Consider the following 20,241-nt stretch of genomic DNA (forward strand, 5'->3'; position numbering starts at 1 on the left):
GGAATTTAGATGGTTTAATAATAATAAGTCAAAATACATTAGCATTTTGACTTATTACTGAAATCTACGGAGTAAATGTTTTAAACTTTAGAACTCAAGGTTATATGATCTTTAACCTTACTTAAGGCGTAATCTAGCGCAGAATCTAAATTATTATTATTTCTTCCTCCACCTTGCGCAGAAAGGTCACTTCCACCGCCTTTACCATCTATAAGGGTTATGGCATCCTTAAGAAGGGCGTTCATGCTAATCATATTTAAATCCTTTGAACACATAAATAAAAGATTTGCTTTATCAACAGATTTTACTCCAAATAAAACTACAACCTTTGGTGAGGATACTAATTTTGTTGCTAAGGTATTAGTGTATTTTAAATCACCGTTATCATAAATGCATTTAAGCACCTTAATGTCTTTTATTTTTGTAGCGGATTCTAACATATTTTGAACTTCATACTGTGCAACTATTGCTTTTAATGTGCTTTTTTCACTAAGGGCCTTATTAAGTTCATAAGAGAGCCTATCTACTTCGGATAAGAGAGTAGAACTATTGCAGGATAAAAGTTTAGACATTTTATCTATGGCCTCATGTTTTGAAATATAATCAGAAACTGCTCTTGAACCACATAAAAATTCAATTCTCATACCATTCTTGTATTTTTCAAATTTTATAACCTTAATTAATTGTACCTCAATAGTTGAACTAGGATGTATTCCACAGCAAGGATTTACATCAATATCGCCTATCTTAACTATTCTAATTTTTTCGCCAGCTTTTACTGGGATTTTTTTTATTGTTAATTTTTTTAATTCAGAATTGCTTGGATACAGTACTTCTATCGAAATATTGTCTAAAACTATTTTATTAGCCTTTGTTTCGGAGGCTTTAATTTCATCACCTATAATAATTTTATCAATATCGATTGTTGTAGAATCCGTTCCAAGGTGAAAACCAATGGTAGATGCATTAAATAAATCAGCAAGACAAGCAGAAAGGATATGCTGACCTAGGTGTTGTTGCATATAGTCGTATCTTCTATGGAAGTCTATACTACATTTAACCTTGTGAATTTTCAGTGGTTTAACTGCAACTACATGATATATTTTTTCATCTTTTTCATAAACATAGGTTACTGCAGTACCATTTATATTTCCAGTATCACAGGGTTGGCCACCGCTTTCAGGGTAAAAACAGGTTTTGTCTAGTTCAATATGATACTCTTTTTCTTTTTCTATTACATTTATTACTTCAGCTGTAAATTCTGTTTGATATGTATTTTCATAATATAATTTTTCCAAAGTTAAGCATCTCCTTTTAATAACTATGTTGCATAGTAACTATGTGTGCATAAATATATGATATGTTTTTAATCTATGGGAAATTTTAAGACTTTATAAAAAATCAAGTCTGTAATACTGCAGCATCGCAGATGATGATTTAATCCCCTTAGTGGGGACTACAGAAGAAGCTCCCAGCTTTAAAATGGGAGTGCGTTAACAATATAGAATGAGTACATTCTATATTGTACCATAAAAATATTAATGAGAAGATACTAAGATTTTAAAAGATATAGATGTGGATTCTATATAAAGTATACAAATGATTATAAAAGTATTAATATATGTATATATATTAATATGTTGCTGAAGATTATCATTAATGTAATCTTACTATTAGTAAATGAGATAATAATTAGAAAAAAATGTGTGGAGGGGTTATTATGAATTTTGAGAAGTCTTGTGGTTCTGTAATTTATAGAATGATAGATGGAAATTTAGAGTTTTTAACTATTAGTCACAGAAATGATGGACACTGGGGTTTTCCTAAGGGACATATGGAAGAAAATGAATGTGAAGAAGAAACGGCAGTAAGAGAGGTTTCTGAGGAGACTGGACTTCTGGTTACTATAATTAATGGATTTAGAGTATCTGTAGATTATTTAATAAAACAAGAGACCAGGAAAGAAGTTGTATATTTTTTAGCTGAGGTCCAAAATCAGATTGTTCATATCCAAGTAGAAGAAGTAGCGGATTATAAGTGGTCAAGCTTTCAGCATACAAAACAACTATTATCTTATAAAAGTAGTAAGGAAGTTTTGGAACAAGCCAGACAATTTATTATTGAAACAGTTAAAATCCAATGAAATAAATTATTATTTCATTGGATTTTTTTTATTAATTTTGTAATTAATTAGTTTCTGACATATAAACCATAAAAAAATACAAAAAAAGAGGTTTATACCATATTTTGTAGAATATAATAGTTTAAAAATGTTCTGAAAAAAATTTAGTATGAGTATAAGTTCTACAGTACTTCAGTGGAGTTCTAAAGGGGGATTAACATGAGTGAAGATATTAATGTTAACTTATTACAAGAAATAGAAGGGGCAAGTATATTAGAGGATAAAATTCAGATAGATAAAAGTAAATTAAGAGAAAATGAATTAATGGAAAGTGAACAGGTATATAAAAGGTTATTTAAATTATCACCTGATGCTATATTTGTTCATTGTGATGGGAAAATAGTCTTAGCCAATCCTGCAACGGAAAGCTTGTTCAATACTAAAGATCTAATTGGGAGAAATGTTATGAATTTTGTTCATCCTGATTATATTAATATTGCTACCAGCAGAATAAATACATTATATGAAGGTGGAATTATTGCACCATTTATTGAAGAAAGATTTATTTCTAATGATGGTACAGTTATAGATGTAGAAATTGGAACATCTCTTTTTAAGTATGGGGACAAATCTTCAATTTTAGTAGTTGTACGCAATATTAATAAAAGAAAAAGCATAGAGCGAGAGCTAAGGGAGAATGAAGCACTATTAAGAGAGATAACTGAAAATATCTCAGATATGATTGCAAAGATAGATATAGATGGAACAATTAAATATGTTACACCTGCTAAAAATGATATTCTTGGATATGGAGTGGAGAATGTGATTGGAAGGAACTTTTTTGATTTTATTCATATAGATGATAAAAAAAATGTGGAAAGTGGAATTAAAAAATTAATTAGCACAACTCTAAATCAAAAACTTCAATTTAGAGGCATACATGTAGATAAACGTATTGTTTGGTTAGATGTTTCATTTAGCACAATGTTAGAGGATAATAATAAAGTTGTTGGATTAATTTTATCATCAAGAGACATTACTAAGCGTATCGAAGATGAAGAAGCTATGAAAAAAAACGAGGAAAAGACACGATTTTTGAATCAAGCAATAGAATATGATAGATTCAGAACGGATTTTTTTGCTAATATATCTCATGAATTAAGAACACCAATCAATGTTATTTTAGGGACGCTCCAGCTTATGGATCTAAAATTCAAGGAACTATTTAATGAAAATGAGAAAAAAAGCAGAGGATATTTAAAAACTATGAAGCAGAATTGTTATAGATTAGTAAGATTGATTAATAACTTAATTGATGTAACAAAAATAGATGCAGGCTATTTTGAAATTCATTTAAGTAATTGCAATATTGTTAGTGTTGTAGAAGAAATAACTTTGTCTGTAGCTGAGTATGTTGAGAATAAGGAAATATCACTTTTATTCGATACAGAAATGGAAGAAAAAATAATAGCTTGTGATAAAGATAAAATAGAAAGAATAATTTTAAATCTCATTTCAAATGCAATAAAATTTACAAATCCAGGAGGGAATATTTCAGTAAATATCTTTGACGGAAAAGATAATGTGGTTATTGCTGTTAAGGATACAGGCATCGGAATACCTAAAGAAAAGCAACAATTAATTTTTGAAAGGTTTATTCAAGTTGACAAATCCTTGACTAGAAATAAAGAAGGTAGTGGCATAGGATTATCCTTAGTTAAGGCTTTAGTAGAAATGCACGGTGGTAAAGTATTTTTAGAAAGCGAGATTAATATAGGAAGCGAATTTAGATTTGAACTTCCTGTAAAACAGTTGCCAGATAATGAAGCAGTGTACGTAAATAACAATTTCAATGCCAATAGTAATATTGAAAAAATAAACATTGAGTTTTCTGATATATATTTTTAGAGTAGTAGAATAATATGGTTATCACACAAAAATTATTTGGAACTAATGCTTATATAAGCTGAAATATTGCTGTATAATGTATAAAAAGATATTTTGGGGGGAGTCCTATGTATTATATTATAATGATACTGCTATTTTTAAAGCCAAGTATAAAAAAAGAACATATAAGTGAGCAGATTGCAAGAGGAGTAATGGGTCTTATTTTTAGTTGGTTTTTATATTATGTAGTATGCGTTGATAGAAGTATTTACTTTATCATGGCAACGCTTTGGGTACCAGCTATTTTTCAGATGAGCATATCATTAGGGTCAAAGGACAAGAATAAGGGCAAATTTGCCGGTGCAATGTGTATATTCTTTCTTTTGAGTATTGGATATAATTTGTATCCCTTTATTACTGCAGGAGCTAGCACGCTTGCAAAGGCAGTACCAGTAAAGGAAAGTAGTGAGGGTATATCAAAGGCTGATGCAGGACACATAATAGTTATATCACCAGAGACTGCCTATTATGAAATGCAAAAGATGCTTGGAACTCTTCCAAACCCAAGTATTTATAGCATAGGTCAGCTAGGAGTTACTATGACGGAGAAAGGAGCTTGCTATGTTGCACCTATAGAGGTGGATGGAATTTTTAGAGCTATTACAAATAGTGAAATTCCCGGGGCAATATATGTTTCCGCAGAAAAGCCTGAAGAAGCAAAAGTGATTAGTGTACCATCAAAAATAGCACAATCACTTTTGCTAGGAAAAGATTTAAAAAGGTATTTAAGACAGCAAAAACCATCATCAATACTTTTTCAGGCTAATGTAGAGCTTGATGATGTTAATAATCCACACTATGTAGGTAGCTATGGTCATTATAAATTTGGAAGGGAATTTCCAGTAATTGATGGTGTTCTACTTTATTCTTTTAAAGATGGTAAAGTTGTAGATTATAGTGTAGATAAAGTCCCGGGATGGGTTGATGAGATTCATCCATCGGATGTCTGTGAATTATATAATGAATACTATGGAACTTATCAAAATGGACTTTTAAATAAATTTATATCTAAAAAAGGAGTTCATGTACCTACAGCTTGGCAAGGGGAAACACAGGTTCAAGGGCTTGTGGTTAACTCTAAAGAAGTTACAGGGGTAATTGATACTGATGGTAGAATGAAGTGGTTTACGGATCACACTAATACATCTAATGATTCAACTACTATGACAGGATATTCTCTAATGGATATGAGAAGTGGAGAAATGATTTATTATAAAACCCCAGGTTATATAAATGGAAAAGGTGCAATGAATGCAGTTGACAAAGCTCTTGGCGCAAATAAAGCTAATTGGGCTCCAGTTCAACCACTATTTTACAATATCTTTGGTTCGGAGGCTTGGGTTGTGCCTGTAGTTAACAAAAACGATGGAGCTATAGTAAAAATAGGAATTGTAGCTGCTAAAAATAGTTATGTAGTTCTTGAAGAATCTAAAGAGGTAGCAATAGAAAGTTTCAAGAATGCTATATCTTATGGTAAGACAAAAGATGATTCAAGCAAAAATGCAAATAGCGTAAAGGCGCAGGAGAAGACAATACGTGGGAAAGTTTTAAGAATAAACCCTGTAACAGAGAGTGGAAATACTATTTTCTACGTAAAACTAGTAGGTAACAATACAATATTTATGGTTACTAAATCAGCAGGAATTGATATAGTGTTAACCAATGAAAATGATGAAGTAGAAATAAAATATCTTGATATTAAAGATAATAATGTGGTTTCCACTGTTGGCTTTAAAAATAGCAATCTTAAATAAGAAGGTGACCTATAGCATAAGATTTGAGGGTATAAATAAAACTGCTATGATTGAAATTTTTTCAATCATAGCAGTTTTATTTTTTTGTAACAGGCCACTTGCCACTTGGATGGCACCATTTTATTTTTGGTATTAATCATGTTGGAGGTTTGTCCTTGCATATAGTTAATAACAATAAAAATAATTCTATCTTAGGAGGTATTAAATGGAATTTGAAAAAATAATTAAAAATGATAGAGAAGCTAAAATCAGGAATAAATTTGAAGGAAGCTTTCTTGAGTATTTAGATATAATTAACAAAGATCCTGATAAAGCTAAACTTTCTCATAAGAGAATGTATGACACAATAATAAAAGAGGGCTTTGAAATCCTAAGACCTGAAGAAAATCCAAGAACAAGAAAAATATATGGCAATGATCTGATAAAAAGATATGGTTTTTTTAAAGAAGATTTTTTTGGAATTGATAAAGTACTTATGAAAATAGTGAGTTATTTTTATTCTGCATCTATGAAGGGGGAGGAATCTAGGCAGGTATTATATTTAGCTGGACCTGTAGGAGCTGGGAAGTCATCCCTGGTAGAAGCACTTAAGAAAGCCTTTGAAAAGACGGAACCAGTATATATTTTAAAAGGATGTCCTATGAATGAAGAACCATTGCATTTAATACCAAAACATCTTAGGCGAGATTTTGAGAGAATGCTTAATGTAGAAATTGAAGGGGATCTTTGTCCGGAATGTAAATACAGATTACTTCATGAATACAATGGGGAATACGAGAAATTTCCTGTTACAACTACTTCTTTTTCAATAAGATCAAGAAAAGGTATAGGGGTTGTACCACCTGTGGATCCCAATAATCAAGATACTTCAATTTTGACAGGATCTGTTGATATATCTAAAATGGATATGTATTCAGAGGATGATCCAAGGGTTTTCTCTCTTAATGGAGCATTTAATGTTGGTAATAGAGGCCTAGTAGAATTTATAGAAGTATTTAAAAATGATGTGGAATATCTTCATACCATAATAACTGCAACTCAAGAAAAATCAATACCTTCACCAGGAAAGGGAGCTATGATTTACTTTGATGGTATAATTATTGCACATTCTAATGAAGCTGAATGGAATAGATTTAAGTCAGATCATACCAATGAAGCTATTTTAGATAGAATTGTAAAGATAGAAGTTCCTTATTGCCTTGAGTTAAATGAAGAAATTAAGATTTATGAAAAGATACTTAAAAAGAGTAACTTTAAGCCCCATATAGCACCACACACCATTGAGACTGCTGCAATGTTCGCGTTACTTTCAAGGTTTAAACCTTCAAACAAGGTAGATCCTATAACAAAGTTAAAGATTTATAATGGTGAAGAAATAGTAGAAAAGGGAACTACTAAGAAAATGGATATTAGTGAGCTCAGGGAAGAAGCAGGCCTTGATGAGGGGATGCATGGGATTTCCACAAGATTTATAGTAAAGGCTATTGATAATGCTATTTCAAATTCAGAATCTGATTGCATAAATCCACTTGGTATTATGGAAAGTATAATTAAATCAGTAAGGGAAATGGACGTTGCTGAGGATGAAAAGAAAAAATATATGGGCTTTGTTCAGGATACTATTAGAAAAGAATACAACAAAATATTGGAGAAAGAAGTAACTAAGGCCTTTATACACAGCTATAAGCAGCAAGCGGAAAGTTTATTTGATAACTATATTGATAATGCAGAAGCATTTGTAAATAAAGCAAAATTAAAGGATAAATCTACTGGTGAGGAGCTTGTCGCAGATGAATCCTTTATGCGATCAATAGAAGAGCAGATTGGAATATCGGAAAGTTCTTCAAAGGGTTTTAGAAGTGACGTAACTTCTTATATGTTTTATGTGGTTAGAAATGGTGGGAAAATCAAATATGAGTCTTATGAGCCTTTAAAGGAAGCAATTGAAAAGAAGCTAACAAGCTCAGTAAAAGAGCTTTCAAGAATTGTAACTAGATCTAGAGTTCGCGATAAGGACCAAGATGAGAAATATAATGTAATGGTGGAACAAATGAAGGCAAATGGATATTGCGATTATTGTTGTGACGTAATACTGAAGTATGCAGCTAATAATTTATGGAAGGACTAGTCCTATGGCAATTTTTAGAGACTATAACGTAACACCCATAGATCATGATAGAGCAGTAGAGGATAGAAGACGCCATCGTCAGCTTGTTGAGAAATCTATTAAAGAAAACTTAGGAGATATATTGTCAGAAGAAAGTATTATAGGCCAAAGTAAGGATAAAAAGATTAAAATACCAATAAAAGGACTTAAAGAATATGAATTTATTTTTGGTAAAAATAAGAGTGGTGTGGGAAGTGGAGATGGCACTGAAAAAAGAGGTCAAGTCATAGGAAGTGAAAAGGCTAAAGGGGAAGGGGAAAATGGTAATAGTGCAGGTGATGATGAAGGAGAAGATATTTATGAAACTGAAATAACCTTAGAAGATGCACTAAATTACATTTTAGAAGATTTAGAACTTCCCCAGCTAGATAAAAAAAAGTTTTCGGAAATTTTAACGGAGAATAGTAGTAAAAGAGCAGGCTATCAAAAACATGGTATTCAGCCGCGCCTTGCTAAAAAAAGAACAGTAGTGGAGAAAATCAAAAGGCAACAGGGGAAAAGCAAAGCACGAGTGGAGTCAGCACAGGAAGACAAAATTGAAAGATTGCCCTTTAAAAATGAGGATTTAAGATATAATAGGGTAAAGCAAGCATTAAAGAGAGAATCAAACGCAGCAATTTTATGTATAATGGACGTATCTGGGTCAATGGATAGCACAAAAAAATATTTAGCTCGTTCCTTTTTCTTTATACTATCTCAGTTTATTAAATCAAAATATACAAATGTAGAGGTTGAGTTTATTGCACATACAACTGTTGCAAAAGAGGTAAATGAAGATGATTTTTTTCATAAAGTTGAATCAGGAGGTACGTATATTTCTAGTGGATTAAATATGGCACTAGAAATAATTGATAAAAGATATAATCCGGATTATTGGAATGCATATGTATTTTACATTAGTGATGGAGATAATTGGCAAGAAGATAATAAAAAAGCCATAAAGGCTGCCAAAAATATTTGTGACATGTGCAATTTATTTGGGTATGTTGAGCTTATGAATAAATACTATAATTCTTCTATGAAAAGTATTTTTGAAAAAGAAGTAGTTAATAAAAACTTTATTTCAGTGGAAGTAAAGCAAAAACAAGATTTATGGAAAGGTCTTAAATACATGCTAAAAAAAGAAGGAGAGAGGTGACAGCAGTTTGGAGTATATCTTAAAGGATTTAGAAAATTGGAATGAAAGAATTGAGAGTATTGCAGAAAATATAGGACTCAATTTTTATCCTCAAGAATTTGAAATAATAGGGTATAAGGATATGCTGTCCTACGAAGCTTATATTGGAATGCCTTCAAGGTATCCTCACTGGAGCTTTGGAAAATCCTACGAAAAAAATAGCACTGTATATAAATATAATTTAACTGGATTACCTTATGAGATGGTTATAAATTCAGATCCATGTATTGCATATTTAATGAAAGAAAACACACTTTTATTGCAGATACTTACTATAGCTCATGTTTATGGTCATAATGATTTTTTTAAAAATAATAGACTTTTTAAAGATGGGACTAGAGCTGCATCTACTGTGGAGATGTTTAAATTTCATGCAGATATGGTAAGAAGTTATATAAATGATCCAAGTATAGGCTATGAAAAGGTAGAAAGAATATTAGATGCAGCTCATGCCATTAAGCTTCAAACCTCTAGGGTTATTGGGGAAAAAAGAATTCAAGGGGAGGTTTTAAAGCAAAGACTTTTAGAGGATTATAAAAATAATAATGAAGTTCATAGTAGCTTAGATGTCTATGTAAAGATAGCATTTCCCGATTTGAATAAAATACCTATAGAGCCAGAGGATGATCTTCTTTATTTTATAATTAAATATGGTGATATGGAGGAATGGGAAAAGTGTTTATTAGAATTTGTAAGGCAAGAAACTTCATACTTCTTGCCTCAAATTGAAACAAAAATAATGAATGAAGGTTGGGCTAGTTTTTGGCATTATAATATATTAAAACAATTGGATTTACCAGGCGGACTTTATTTAGAATTCATTAAAAGGCATAATGATGTTATAGCTCCTGGGTATGAGTCAATAAACCCATATTTTATAGGCTTTAAGATATTTGAAGATATTTTAAAAAGATATGGCAAGGAGAAAATATTTGAAGTTAGAGCTCTTGAACGAGATGAATCCTTTTTAAGAAAGTATTTAACGCAGGAACTATGTGTAGAGCTTAATTTATTCCAATATGCAGCTAAAAATGGGGATTATATAATTAGTGAAGTGGCTGATGATAGTGGGTTTAAAAATATTAGAAATATCTTAAGTAGTTCTTGTGGCGTAGGTACTGTACCACTTATTCGAGTAGCAGAAATGTCACAAAAGGACAAAACACTAATCTTAGAGCATGTTTTTGATGGAAGAGAACTAAATATTAGCTACGCAGAAGCTACATTAAAATATATATACGAGTTATTGGGGCCATACTGTAACTTTAAAAACAACGCAGCTTGGAAAGGAAATTATCTTTGTATGTGAGGATAAGAAGATAACTATAAAAAAATAATACTTTATGTTTGGGACGATTAAAGATAATACAACAAAATAAAATCACCTCAACCTACAGTTGAGGTGATTTTTCATTAAATTTTAAACTTAGAGACTTCCTCATTTAATTGTTCTACACTTTCCTTGGATTTTGTTACTTCTCTAATGATTTTATTGGATTTATCAGTTATATCTCCTGCTTTTTGGGCGATATTTGTGGTTCCTTCTGCTCCTTCATTAGAGGCCATGGATACCTGCTCTATTGTCTTTATTACCTCTTGAAGTGAAGCTAAAAGTTCCTCAGAAGTGGAGCTGAATTCTAGCACAAGATTATTTACAAAATCTGCATCCTGACTATATTCACTTGCCACATTTAGCATTGTATTATAATCATTATGTACATCTTTCGATACAAAATTTAACAATTCATTGGAGCTAGATGATAAGTCATTTACTGAATCAGTAACTTTTTCAGTTATACTTTGTATTTCAATCACAGTATTCTGAGATTGTTCTGCAAGTTTCCTTATTTCATCTGCAACCACAGCAAAGCCTTTTCCTGCCTCGCCGGCTCTTGCTGCTTCAATGGCAGCATTTAATGCCAAAAGATTGGTTTGTGATGATATCTGCATAATTGCATCAGATAATACATTGATTTGTCCTACTACTTTTGAATTTTCCATTGCAATTTGCAATTTATCTTTGGTTTTAGAGAATATTTCTGATGCCCTCTCTTGTGATTTTGTCACATTATCTTTAGTATTTAGTGCTCTTTTGTTTATTTCTTGAGCTTCGGTAGCGCCTTCTTGAGCTTTGGTTGCTATAGACTGAACTGCTCTTTCTATCTCATCTGCTGTTGCATTCATTTCCTGCGCTGATGCTGCAGTTTCTTCCATTCCAGCAGATAATTCCTCTGTAGTTGCGGATACTTCTTCTATATTTATGTTTAAATTATTCATATTTTCTGAAATAGTGGCTACCACTGTTTTAATAATATTAGATTCTTCTAGTACATTGCCAATTAAAAGTTTTAATGAATTTTGCATTACACCTATTGCATTTGAAATATCTCCCATTTCATCTTTTCTCTTTTTGAATTTTTCATGGGAGTCCATTGTAAAATCGCCATTAGCTATAAGTTTTAAATGATTTACAGCTAAAACTAATGGGTTTGAAATGGATCTTGAAATAATAAAGGTTAAAGCAAACCCAACAGCTAAGGCAATTAAAAATATTACAAAAAACACTTTTTGCGAAACCTTGAAATCTTTATCATTTTGAATTTTTAAATCTTCTGCTAATTTAGTATTATACACTGCGATTTCTTTTAAGCTATTTTGAAATTGTTCTTTATTTTTTTCAATAGAGTTTAATTGAATAATAGCTTCCTGCTGTTTCCCTTCCATGGATAGTTTGATTGCTTCATATGTTCCTTCTATAAATTTATCATTATTGACATCAATAATATCAATTCTATCTTTTTCATATTTATCAGTATTAGCTTGTTTGAAATTTTTCCAGTTTTCTGAAAATATGTTTTGCCTACTTTGAATATCTTTTAATTTTTCATTTTGTTTATCTTTATCTTCTGTATGAATTAGTATGTAGTATGAATTTGCTTCTATAGCCCTAGCTTGGTTTCTGTTCTCATTTAACCATTCAATGCTTAATAATTTGTCTGTATACATCGCTGTCATATCTTGATTCGCCCTTGAAAGATAATAATATCCTACACCACTCATCATGATTATAAGTAATAACGATACCATTGAAAAAATTATAAGTTTTGATTTAACCTTTAAGTTATTCATATTTATTGTTGCCTCCTATTATATTTTATACATAATCATACAATATAACTAAAATTTCGTCAATATTTTTATTATTTGCTTTGTAATAATTGCAATTTACACTAAAATTTAAAATAGTTATAGTGTATACTTAAAATTATTCCATAAAAATCAATTTACATCATAGGTATTCTAAAGACATGGGTGGCAACATTTATACATAAAATTTTCACAAATAAATGCTATAATAAACTCTGACATATAGGTAGCTTATAGATAAGAGAGGACACAGGGAAAAATATAGGAAGTTAAATAAAAAAGGTTGGTGACGGGATTGAAAAGAAAAAAGGTGAGAAGAAAAAGAATTTTGGTTGTAGGTGCAATATTTTCTATAGTATTTATGGCTCTTGTGAGTAAATTGGTTTATTTAATGATTATTAATGGGGTAAGTTATAAACAGCTGGCATTAAAACAGTGGACAAAAACTATAAAAACAGCCCCCAAAAGGGGAGTTATTCTGAGCAAAAACGGTTCGAAATTGGCATCAAGTGCCGATGTTTATAGGATTGATGTTGATTTAAATGTACTTAAAAAGTATTTAGGGGGTAAAAAAATTCCTGAAAAGCAAGCCGCGTACCAACTGTCACAGAAACTGAATATTAAAAGTAGCGATGTTGAAAAAATATTAAACAGCAAAGATAGTAAAGGAAAGCTACTTCAATTTGTATTGTTGAAAAGAAAAGTTGAAGAGGAAATGGTAGATACCATTAAAGCCTTGAAATATAAGGGGATAATAATTTCAAGAGATGTAGAGAGGGTGTATCCAAATGGTAGCTTTTTATCCCATGTTATTGGACATACCAATTCGGATGGAGATGGGGTAGGTGGAGTAGAACAGAGTTATAACAAGGAACTTGCAGGTGTGCCTGGGGTAAAAGTGACTGAAGTGGATAGGGATAATAATGAATTGCCCTACAGAGAAGCAACCTTGGTTAAGCCTATAGACGGAAAGGATTTAACGTTGACTATAGATGAACGAATTCAAGAGTTAGCGCAAAAAGTGGCTAATGAAACATTGACTATAAATAGTGCTAAGTTTGTTAGCATAACAGTTATGAATCCACAAAATGGGGAAGTTTTGGCTATGGCGAGTGCACCAGGTTATAATCTAAATAAGCCTTATACAGAGGGGAAAACAGATAGCGAAATACAAGAAACCTGGAAGAATAGAGCTATCAGTAATGTGTTTGAGCCAGGATCAATTTTCAAAGTTATAACAGCTGCGGCTGCACTTGAAAACAATTCGGTTAAAGGCGAGGACCGTTTTGTAAGTAATGGGAGCATTAAGGTTGGTAATACAACATTGTATAATGATAATAAAGAGACTTATGGAGTTGAGACTTTTTCAGATATAATTAAAAATTCTGATAATGTTGGATTTATTAAGCTAGGACAAAAAATTGGAAAGGAAAATTTTTATAAATTTGTAAAGGGGGCTGGCTTTGGAGAGAAAACTGGTATAGATTTGCCAGGTGAAAGTGCTGGATTAATAAAGGATTTTAAAAGTATTGAACCTATTGATCTTGCAACCATGTCCTATGGGCAAGGTGTTGCAGTTAGCCAAGTGCAGTATATTGCCGCCTTCAATGCAGTCGCAAATGGGGGTACTTGGATAAGGCCACATATTATGAAGGAAATATCCCACATGGTAAATGGTAAAAAAGTTCTGGATAAAAAGTATGATAATCTTGGTGAAAAGACTATAACAAGTAGTGAAAAAGCAGCACAACTAAGAACGTATTTGGAAAATGTTGTGAAGGAAGGAACTGCAACGGATACCTATATTAAAGGTTATCACATAGCTGGAAAGACAGGAACTGCAAATGTGGTAAACAGTACCACGGGAGGCTACGAGCCCGATAAGTATATAGCATCCTTTGCAGGTATGGCTCCTGCTGATAATCCAAAGGTAACATTGATAGTTACTATTGAAGAACCAAACTCCAGTAAATATTATGCCGCTCAGACAGCAGTACCTGCAGCACGCAAGCTATTTTCAGGTATATTTACAATACTCAATATATCCCCAGATAATAAATAATAAAAAAATATATATTTTAGTGCTATCGTTATGAAATTCTTATACTTAAATTTAGCATTTGGCACGTGGGTGGCACCAGTTAGATATATATAGTATAATATCCATATAGTTTACAAAGAAGGAAAAAGGTGAAGAACAATGATTGAAGTAAATGGATTATACAAGAAGTATAGTAAAAAGGTACTGGCAGTAAAGAATTTGAGTTTTAGTGTAAATGCTGGTGAAGTTGTTGGACTGCTTGGAGAAAATGGGGCAGGGAAAACAACAACTCTTAGAATACTCGCTACGATTTTAAGTCCTACAAAAGGATCAGTGGTTATTGATGGTTATGATGCTCAGAAAGATGGAGAAAAGGTTAGAGGCTCAATTGGAACGCTTTTTGGTGGAGATGTAGCTCTTTATGACAGACTAACTGCAAGAGAAAATATTGAATATTTTGGACAACTCTACGATATGAAACCGCAGGAGCTTAATAATCGAATAATGAATTTAGCAGAATACTTTCAGTTTGAAGATTATTTGGACAAAAAGGCATCGGAGTTGTCTAGAGGCATGAAACAGAAAATAGCTATTGCAAGGGCTATAGTTCATGATCCTAAAATAATGCTGCTAGATGAACCTACTACAGGACTAGATGTTGTTGCAAGGAGATTATTGTACAATTTAATTGCACAGTGGTCCAAGGAAGGAAAGACTATCTTATTTTCTAGTCATTCTATAAGTGAGATAGAAAGACTTTGCCAAAGAGTAGTTATAATAAATAAAGGACAATTAGTTGAGGAAGGAACTGACAGTTACCTAAAAGAAAAATATGCATTGGATAACTTGGAGGATATCTTTATTCATTTAATAACATGTCAGAAGGAAAGTCTCCTAGATTTATAAGTGAGGCACATGCTATAACAAAGAAAAAACTTCAGTGAAAGTCTAAATCTCCTTCTGAGATTATTAATGTTACAGCATCGCAGATGATGATTTAATAACAGGTGGTGTAGAGAGTGAATACAATATTAAAAGTATTTAAGCATGAATTTAAAATGTACTGGCGAGATAAAAAATTATTAGTAAATACACTGTTATTGCCAATATTAATTTATCCTATAATTATTGCAATAGTAGCACTAGGTGCATTTATTTCTATGAAAAGTGATGTTTCCGGAATAAAGGTTAGCTTTCAAGGAAAAAATCTAGAAGTTATGGAAGCTATGAAGAAAACTAAGGGAATAAAGATAATTGATGACAGAGTTTATAATGATAGTGATATATTAGATAGAACCATCGACGCTATAATTGTGCTTTCTGCGGATAGAAATAAGGTAATACAGATTAAATATGATGCTACTAAAAAAAGCTTCTTATTTGATAAGATTACAGATAGCATAAAGAATTTGAAAGTGGATTATGTAACATCTGTACTTAAAGACAGTGGATTAAAATATGAGAACATAAATCCAATATCTTTAAAAACCCTGGATGAAAAGGGGAAGACAATGGATAGTTTTACAGTAATAATTAGCTTATTATTGCCTATGTTATTTCTTTTATTTCCGATGATTTCAACTTCATATTTAACCACAGATATAGCAGCAGGTGAAAAGGAAAAGAATACTTTAGAACCACTATTATGTACTAAAAGTTCCAGATATAAAATTCTATTGGGCAAATTGCTTTTTACTTCAATAATAAGCGTGATTATTTCAATAATATCTATATTGGTTTTGGGACTAGCCGCAATTGTAGCAATGTCTGCATTTAAATTTAAAGTACCCTCAATAAATATTAGCATTGTTGGATTTATGATAAGTTTAATTATACTAATGCTTACGGTTATATTTTTAAGTGCATTACAATTAAGTTTGAGCTTTTTTGCTAAAAGCTATAAGGAAAGTCAAATGTTAGTTTCGCCTCTTTTAATAATAATAATGGTACCAATATTTATGTCTATGTTTCTCCCAGATAAATCAATATTTTACCACTTGCCGATATTTAATGTGGTAGTAATATTAAAACAACTTACAGCAGGAATAATAAATTTTGCAAATGTTTTTATAGTTATGGGATGGTTAGTTATATACATAATTATAAGTATATTGTTGAGTATTAAGGCCATAAACAGTGAAAAATTTATATTTAGGGTATAGGTGATAAGATGTTTTATGCAGTTTTAAAAAAAGAACTAATAAATTTTATTAGAGATAAAAAGAGTTTGATCTCATTTTTTCTAATACCAATTATAATGTATGTATATATGTTTAATATACAAGGTGCTATTAATAAAATGGCAGAGGGGGCATCGAAAGATAGTTCAAAATTCAAGTTTAAAATAGTAGTACAAAAAGATGAAGCCACCAATCCCTTAGTACAGAAAATAAAGACAATGGATAAAAATATGAAGATAGTAATAGAAGATACTAAAGCAATAAATGAAGAGTTTGACTTGGTTCTAGAATTCCCAAAAGGATTTTCAAAAGCCTTAAAATTAGGCCAGCCAATAGAACTAATTACTTATAGAAAAACTACAGATATAATGGATGAAAATTATACTAAGATAGAAAAGATTATACAAGATTATGAAAGTGAATTAGTAGCCAGTACTTTAATTTCAAAGGGAATAGACATAAAAATATTAGATAGTTATTCCGCGAAAAAAGTAAATGTATCTAAGGTAACAGAGGAGCAAGCGGGCTTTTTTTATGTATTACCTATGTGTATTTTACTGTTCCCCTTAAGCATTGGAATGCAAGTGGTTATAGAAATTTGTGTAACAGAGAAGGAGCGAGGTACATTAGAAGCATTGATGCTAACAAAGGCAAAGCGAAGTATCATTATAGGAGCTAAATATACTGCACTACTTGTAATTGTTTTAGCAGAAATTTTAATTTCACTAGGAGCCTTTATAATAACTTCAAAGGCAGTAAAGACGGATTTGATAAATATTAGTACCTTAAACGCGGCTAATATAAGTATAATGTTACTTATGATTATATTAACTTATATAGGAATATCTCTTATACAATTTATGATTGGATTATATGCTAAAAATTTCAAAGAGGCACAAGCCTATATGACTGCAGTATTGTTTCTAGTTATAATACTAAACTATTTATTCTTTTTTATTGATATTAAGAATTTAAGCTACGTATTTTTAAACATACCAATTGTAAACTCCATCGCCATTTTAAATGAAATTCTTTTAGGGATATTAAACATGAAGCATTTGATTATTGTAGGTGCTTGGCTTATTATATATATTGTAGCACTTGCATTTATGGCAGTTAAAGTTGTATTTGTAGAGAGTGTATTACTTAGAAGATAAGATATCTTTGATTTATTATTGTTTTTGTGATGGTCAAATTTATATTTAAAGGAGAAAATTCATGAAAAATAAAAAAATACTATTAGCTAATAGTTTATTACTACTAGCATTATTGTTATTTATTGAAATACCTATTAAAGCGATTAAGTTATTTAAATTACATGATCCTATAAGCGGGGATATTTCACTTTTGCTCTCTGGAGCCATTAGTGTTATAACACTTGGGGGCATTGCACTATTATATTGCAGAATTACTAAAAGAAAATTTACGGAAGTAATGGTAATAAAGAAAATCTCTATAAAACAAGTTATGTTAACAATGATTGTTTCTATTGGTACTTACATTTTTGCAGTAGGGGTTAATTCTTTAAGCATGAAATTATTTCCCGTTGCAATAAAAGATGGTATGGCAATATCTAGTTTACTAAATAGTAGTTCACTATTATTAGGTTTATTTGTTGTAGTTTTGGTGCCAGCGTTTTTTGAGGAAGTATTTTTTAGAGGGATTTTTTTAGATGCTTATGAAGGAATAAATAAAAAAATGAAGTATTTTATAATAACTGCAATTTTTGCTACTTTTCATGGCAATGTAATGCAAATTATATACGTTTTATTTTTGGGATTTATACTATTAAAGGTTAGGGAGTACACAGGATCATTATTAGGAAGTATGACACTTCATGCAGCCAATAATGCAATATCCTTTATTATAAGTAAAGTGGCAATGAGTTACATGAAGCTTGTGGACACTGGAATAGAAAATGGTGTCATTGATCCAGCAAAAGCAGCCACCACAGCTGATGCAATGAATGTTAGCTTTGCCGTAGCACTACTTAGAGCTTCAATATTTTTTCTGATTGGTGGTGCTATACTATTTATAAACCTAAGAAAATTGAAAGAATATAAAGAGGAAAAAGAAGGATTAGAATACATTGAAGAAGAGGAGTATTCTCAAAACTTAGAATACAATGAAGGAGAAAAATATATTCTAAGAGAAGAAAAAACTATTACTACAGATAAAAAACAATATATTCCCTTAGCTATATATTTTGTTTGTATGATTATATTGCTTGTTCGAAGATATTAAGGTAGATTGGAACAAGTAATTAATCAGGGGGCTAGTCTATTTTGCGCCATACTCAATAAATAGAACAGGGTTATAGTACAAATTCATAGCTTGACTATTTTTCTATTTATGATAAAATATAAAAAACACGGATTTTAATTTTATGAGGAATATATTAACAAATGATGTAATTAAATATAATAATAAAAAGTTAATTTAGATTCGTATAACCCCAATAATATGGTTTGGGGGTTTCTACCAGGAGCCTATAATTCCTGATTACGGAGAAGATACAAGTATATGTATTTTCTTTGTAGTCAGGATTTTTTGTTTTTTGAAAAATAGAGTAAAAGCTAAAAGAGTTTAAAAGGAGGACAATATGAAATTTGAAAATTTACCAAAAATTGAATTGCATTGCCATTTAGATGGTAGTGTAAGACCTGAAACAATAATTGATATAGCAAAGCAAGAGGGTATAAGTATTCCCTACTATGATATTGAAAATATTAAAAAAGAAGTTACCGCACCATCAGAATGTAAGTCTCTTGACGAGTATTTAAAAAGGTTTGAAATTCCTAATTTAGTAATGCAATCAAAGGAGAGTTTAAGAAGAATCACATTTGAACTTCTTTGCGATTCTGCAAAAGAAAATGTAAAGTATATTGAAGTTAGATTTGCACCACTACTTCATATAACGAAGGGATTAACCGTTGAAGAAGTAATAGAGAGTGTAATATCTGGGGTTAAAGATGCAGAAGATAAATATGATATAAAAGGAAATGTAATACTTTCATGTATGAGATTTATGTCTATTGATAGAGCCTTTGAGGTTGTGGAAGCTGGCAGAAAGTATATTTCAAAAAGTGTAGTTGCAATAGACTTATGTGGATCTGAAGGCGAAGGCTTTTGTGAAAAATTCATAGAACCTATAAAACTAGCTAGAGAATATGGATATAGAGTAACTATTCATGCAGGAGAAACAGGAATAGGTAAAAATGTCATGGAAGCAGTGGAACTTTTAGGGGCAGAAAGAATTGGGCATGGGGTATTTATTAAAGACTGCATTGAAGCCTATAACATTGTAAAAGATAAAGGAATTACTCTTGAAATGTGTCCAACAAGTAATATTCAAACTAAAGCAGTTGATTCATTTAAAGATCATCCCTTTTATGATTTTTATAATGATGGGGTAAAAGTGACAGTTAATACTGATAATAGAACTGTATCGGACACAAATATGACTGTGGAATGTGATGTATTGTTAAGGGAATTTAACATTACTTTTGAGGAGTATAAACAAATATATCTTAATAGTGTTGATGCAGCCTTTACCGATTTAGAAACAAAGGAATGGTTAAGAACATATATTTAAATCATAACTTTCTAATGATAATAAGGCTCTAAACTAGCTTGTAAAGTCATTAGAAAATTAAATAAATAAAATAGTAATAAAAACACCTTGCTTTCAAATATATGAAATATT

The 20,241-nt window shown here is 31.0% G+C and carries 13 protein-coding genes, 1 pseudogene and 1 riboswitch; of the genes and pseudogenes, 12 read left to right on the top strand and 2 right to left on the bottom strand.

What is annotated here, in order from left to right:
• Positions 1 to 80 precede the first annotated feature (80 nt).
• On the bottom strand, positions 81 to 1,298 hold the full coding sequence (locus tag G9F70_RS08955) for an alanyl-tRNA editing protein (RefSeq protein ID WP_164946331.1): 1,218 nt from the start codon (positions 1,296 to 1,298) through the stop codon (positions 81 to 83).
• 422 nt (positions 1,299 to 1,720) lie between these two features.
• Here G9F70_RS08955 and G9F70_RS08960 point away from each other — a divergent pair, with 422 nt between their 5' ends.
• The 6 genes and pseudogenes from G9F70_RS08960 (at position 1,721) to G9F70_RS08985 (ending at position 10,504) form a co-directional block, all read left to right on the top strand.
• Positions 1,721 to 2,143, top strand: a complete 423-nt coding sequence (locus tag G9F70_RS08960; protein ID WP_164946330.1) for a bis(5'-nucleosyl)-tetraphosphatase — start codon at positions 1,721 to 1,723, stop codon at positions 2,141 to 2,143.
• A gap of 198 nt (positions 2,144 to 2,341) precedes the next feature.
• Positions 2,342 to 4,030 carry a PAS domain S-box protein gene (locus G9F70_RS08965; RefSeq protein ID WP_164946329.1) on the top strand — a complete coding sequence of 563 codons (1,689 nt, stop codon included), beginning with the start codon at positions 2,342 to 2,344 and terminating at the stop codon, positions 4,028 to 4,030.
• A 107-nt stretch (positions 4,031 to 4,137) separates the two neighbouring features.
• Positions 4,138 to 5,823, top strand: coding sequence for a hypothetical protein (locus G9F70_RS08970; protein ID WP_164946328.1), 1,686 nt, complete (start codon positions 4,138 to 4,140; stop codon positions 5,821 to 5,823).
• 205 nt (positions 5,824 to 6,028) lie between these two features.
• A complete protein-coding gene (locus G9F70_RS08975; protein ID WP_164946327.1) occupies positions 6,029 to 7,951 on the top strand; it encodes a PrkA family serine protein kinase in 1,923 nt (640 codons plus the stop codon).
• Positions 7,952 to 7,955: 4 nt separating this feature from the next.
• Positions 7,956 to 9,128, top strand: a complete 1,173-nt coding sequence (yhbH, locus tag G9F70_RS08980; protein WP_164946326.1) for a sporulation protein YhbH — start codon at positions 7,956 to 7,958, stop codon at positions 9,126 to 9,128.
• Between the two features lie 7 nt (positions 9,129 to 9,135).
• Positions 9,136 to 10,504: pseudogene (locus tag G9F70_RS08985) on the top strand (SpoVR family protein).
• Positions 10,505 to 10,580: 76 nt separating this feature from the next.
• Here G9F70_RS08985 and G9F70_RS08990 read toward each other — a convergent pair.
• Positions 10,581 to 12,296: a methyl-accepting chemotaxis protein gene (locus G9F70_RS08990; RefSeq protein WP_164946325.1), complete on the bottom strand. Its 1,716-nt coding sequence runs from the start codon at positions 12,294 to 12,296 to the stop codon at positions 10,581 to 10,583.
• 313 nt (positions 12,297 to 12,609) lie between these two features.
• Here G9F70_RS08990 and G9F70_RS08995 point away from each other — a divergent pair, with 313 nt between their 5' ends.
• The 6 genes from G9F70_RS08995 to add all read left to right on the top strand — a co-directional run bounded on the left by G9F70_RS08995 (position 12,610) and on the right by add (position 20,130).
• Positions 12,610 to 14,376, top strand: a complete 1,767-nt coding sequence (locus G9F70_RS08995) for a peptidoglycan D,D-transpeptidase FtsI family protein (RefSeq protein ID WP_224617479.1) — start codon at positions 12,610 to 12,612, stop codon at positions 14,374 to 14,376.
• Positions 14,377 to 14,514: 138 nt separating this feature from the next.
• Entirely contained in the window at positions 14,515 to 15,261 is a 747-nt protein-coding gene (locus G9F70_RS09000) for an ATP-binding cassette domain-containing protein (protein ID WP_164946324.1), read from the top strand.
• Positions 15,262 to 15,374: 113 nt separating this feature from the next.
• On the top strand, positions 15,375 to 16,517 hold the full coding sequence (locus tag G9F70_RS09005) for an ABC transporter permease (protein ID WP_164946323.1): 1,143 nt from the start codon (positions 15,375 to 15,377) through the stop codon (positions 16,515 to 16,517).
• A gap of 8 nt (positions 16,518 to 16,525) precedes the next feature.
• Positions 16,526 to 17,692 carry an ABC transporter permease gene (locus G9F70_RS09010; protein WP_164946322.1) on the top strand — a complete coding sequence of 389 codons (1,167 nt, stop codon included), beginning with the start codon at positions 16,526 to 16,528 and terminating at the stop codon, positions 17,690 to 17,692.
• Between the two features lie 61 nt (positions 17,693 to 17,753).
• A complete protein-coding gene (locus G9F70_RS09015; RefSeq protein WP_164946321.1) occupies positions 17,754 to 18,779 on the top strand; it encodes a CPBP family intramembrane glutamic endopeptidase in 1,026 nt (341 codons plus the stop codon).
• Positions 18,780 to 18,960: 181 nt separating this feature from the next.
• A riboswitch (purine riboswitch) is annotated at positions 18,961 to 19,060 on the top strand.
• 77 nt (positions 19,061 to 19,137) lie between these two features.
• Entirely contained in the window at positions 19,138 to 20,130 is a 993-nt protein-coding gene (add, locus tag G9F70_RS09020; RefSeq protein WP_164946320.1) for an adenosine deaminase, read from the top strand.
• Positions 20,131 to 20,241 lie beyond the last annotated feature (111 nt).

Source organism: Clostridium sp. FP1 (genome assembly GCF_011065975.2).
Lineage (GTDB): Bacteria > Bacillota > Clostridia > Clostridiales > Clostridiaceae > Clostridium_AD > Clostridium_AD tagluense.

What these genes read in the sequence shown, in the direction of transcription:
- yhbH (WP_164946326.1), top strand. Translation starts at nt 7,956, where the DNA reads ATGGCAATTTTTAGAGACTATAACGTAACACCCATAGATCATGATAGA.
- G9F70_RS08970 (WP_164946328.1), top strand. Translation starts at nt 4,138, where the DNA reads ATGTATTATATTATAATGATACTGCTATTTTTAAAGCCAAGTATAAAA.
- G9F70_RS09015 (WP_164946321.1), top strand. Translation starts at nt 17,754, where the DNA reads ATGAAAAATAAAAAAATACTATTAGCTAATAGTTTATTACTACTAGCA.
- G9F70_RS08960 (WP_164946330.1), top strand. Translation starts at nt 1,721, where the DNA reads ATGAATTTTGAGAAGTCTTGTGGTTCTGTAATTTATAGAATGATAGAT.
- add (WP_164946320.1), top strand. Translation starts at nt 19,138, where the DNA reads ATGAAATTTGAAAATTTACCAAAAATTGAATTGCATTGCCATTTAGAT.
- G9F70_RS09000 (WP_164946324.1), top strand. Translation starts at nt 14,515, where the DNA reads ATGATTGAAGTAAATGGATTATACAAGAAGTATAGTAAAAAGGTACTG.
- G9F70_RS08975 (WP_164946327.1), top strand. Translation starts at nt 6,029, where the DNA reads ATGGAATTTGAAAAAATAATTAAAAATGATAGAGAAGCTAAAATCAGG.
- G9F70_RS08965 (WP_164946329.1), top strand. Translation starts at nt 2,342, where the DNA reads ATGAGTGAAGATATTAATGTTAACTTATTACAAGAAATAGAAGGGGCA.
- G9F70_RS08990 (WP_164946325.1), bottom strand. Translation starts at nt 12,296, where the DNA reads ATGAATAACTTAAAGGTTAAATCAAAACTTATAATTTTTTCAATGGTA.
- G9F70_RS09010 (WP_164946322.1), top strand. Translation starts at nt 16,526, where the DNA reads ATGTTTTATGCAGTTTTAAAAAAAGAACTAATAAATTTTATTAGAGAT.